This is a genomic window from Streptomyces sparsus, from assembly GCF_054776295.1.
The window spans coordinates 1-1,445 of sequence record NZ_BAAHCA010001112.1; the positions used below are offsets into that span (position 1 = coordinate 1).

Genomic DNA, 1,445 nt, shown 5'->3' on the forward strand with positions numbered 1-1,445 from the left:
CTGCTGCTGGGCCGCACCGGCCGCTGGCGCTGAGCCCGGGCCCGCGGGGCGCCGGACGGTGCCGCACCTGGAGGGCCGGACGGGCGGACCCTAGTACCATCCGCTGCATGGCTGGAGAACCGCAGGCGGACTGCCTGTTCTGCAAGATCGTCGCGGGTGACGTCCCGGCGACGCTGGTGCACGAGACGGCCACCACCGTCGCCTTCCGGGACATCAATCCGCAGGCTCCCACGCATGTGCTCGTCATTCCGCGGGCGCACCACCGCGACGCCGCGTCGCTGGCAGCCGCCGAGCCGGAGGTCGCCGCGGAGGTGCTGCGGGTGGCGGGTGAGGTGGCCGCGGCGGAGGGCGCCGAGTCCTACCGGCTGGTCTTCAATACCGGTTCCGGTGCGGGCCAGACTGTCTTCCACGCGCACGCGCACGTGCTCGCCGGCCGCGGCCTCCAGTGGCCGCCCGGTTGAGCCCGGCCCGGCCCGGCCGTCCGCGGCAGCCGCGAAGGGGCACCCGTGTCCGCCCGTGAACTCGTGGTGCTGGGCACCGCCGGTCAGGTCCCGACCCGGCACCGCAACCACAACGGCTACTTCCTGCGCTGGGACGGCGAGGGTCTGCTGCTGGACCCCGGCGAGGGCACCCAGCGGCAGATGCTCAGGGCCGGTGTCGCCGCCCACGACCTGACCCGGCTGTGCGTCACCCACTTCCACGGCGACCACTCGCTGGGCCTCGCCGGTGTCATCCAGCGCATCAACCTCGACCGGGTCCCGCATCCGGTGACCGCGCACTATCCGGCGAGCGGACAGCGCTTCTTCGACCGCCTGCGGTACTCCACCGCCTACCGGGAGACGGTCCGGCTGCGGGAGGAGCCGGTCGCGGCGGACGGGGTACTGGCCCGCACACCCTCCTTCACGCTCTCCGCGCGGCGGCTCTCACACCCGGTGGAGGCCTTCGGGTACCGGCTGGAGGAACCGGACGGCCGCCGCATGCTGCCCGAGCGGCTCGCCGCGCACGGCATCAGCGGACCGGACGTCGGCCTGCTGTCCCGCACCGGTGAGCTGCGCGGTGTGCGGCTGGCCGACGTCAGCGAGCACCGGCCGGGGCAGCGGTTCGCCTTCGTGATGGACACCCGGCTCTGCGACGCGGTGCACGAACTCGCGGACGGCTGCGACCTGCTGGTCATCGAGTCCACCTTCACGGACGAGGACCTCCGGTTGGCTTCGGAGCACGGCCACCTCACGGCCGGGCAGGCAGGCAGGGTCGCGGCGGAGGCCGGGGTGCGCCATCTGGTGCTCACGCACTTCTCGCAGCGCTACGGCGACCCGTCGGTCTTCGCCGAGCAGGCCCGCCGGGCCGGCTACGAGGGGGAGCTGACCGTCGCCCGCGACCTGCAGCGGGTGCCGGTACCCCCGCGCTCCGGCACCGGCCCGCGCCCGGCCTGAACGCCCCCGGCC

At 74.5% G+C, this 1,445-nt stretch carries 2 protein-coding genes; both read left to right on the forward strand.

The genetic code is table 11. From position 1 onward, the window contains the following. The first annotated feature begins 107 nt into the window (after nt 1–107). Nucleotides 108–461 (forward strand): HIT domain-containing protein, encoded by a 354-nt coding sequence (locus ACYVE9_RS26700; protein ID WP_461030468.1) that lies wholly within the window; start codon nt 108–110, stop codon nt 459–461. A 45-nt stretch (nt 462–506) separates the two neighbouring features. Beyond that, the gene (locus tag ACYVE9_RS26705; RefSeq protein WP_461030469.1) at nt 507–1,433 is read left to right on the forward strand and encodes a ribonuclease Z; all 927 of its coding nucleotides are present in this window, start codon (nt 507–509) and stop codon (nt 1,431–1,433) included. The last annotated feature ends 12 nt before the right edge of the window (nt 1,434–1,445 follow it).

Bases quoted from the DNA above. Each gene is read 5' to 3' on its own strand.
- ACYVE9_RS26700 (WP_461030468.1), top strand. From the start codon at position 108: ATGGCTGGAGAACCGCAGGCGGACTGCCTGTTCTGCAAGATCGTCGCG.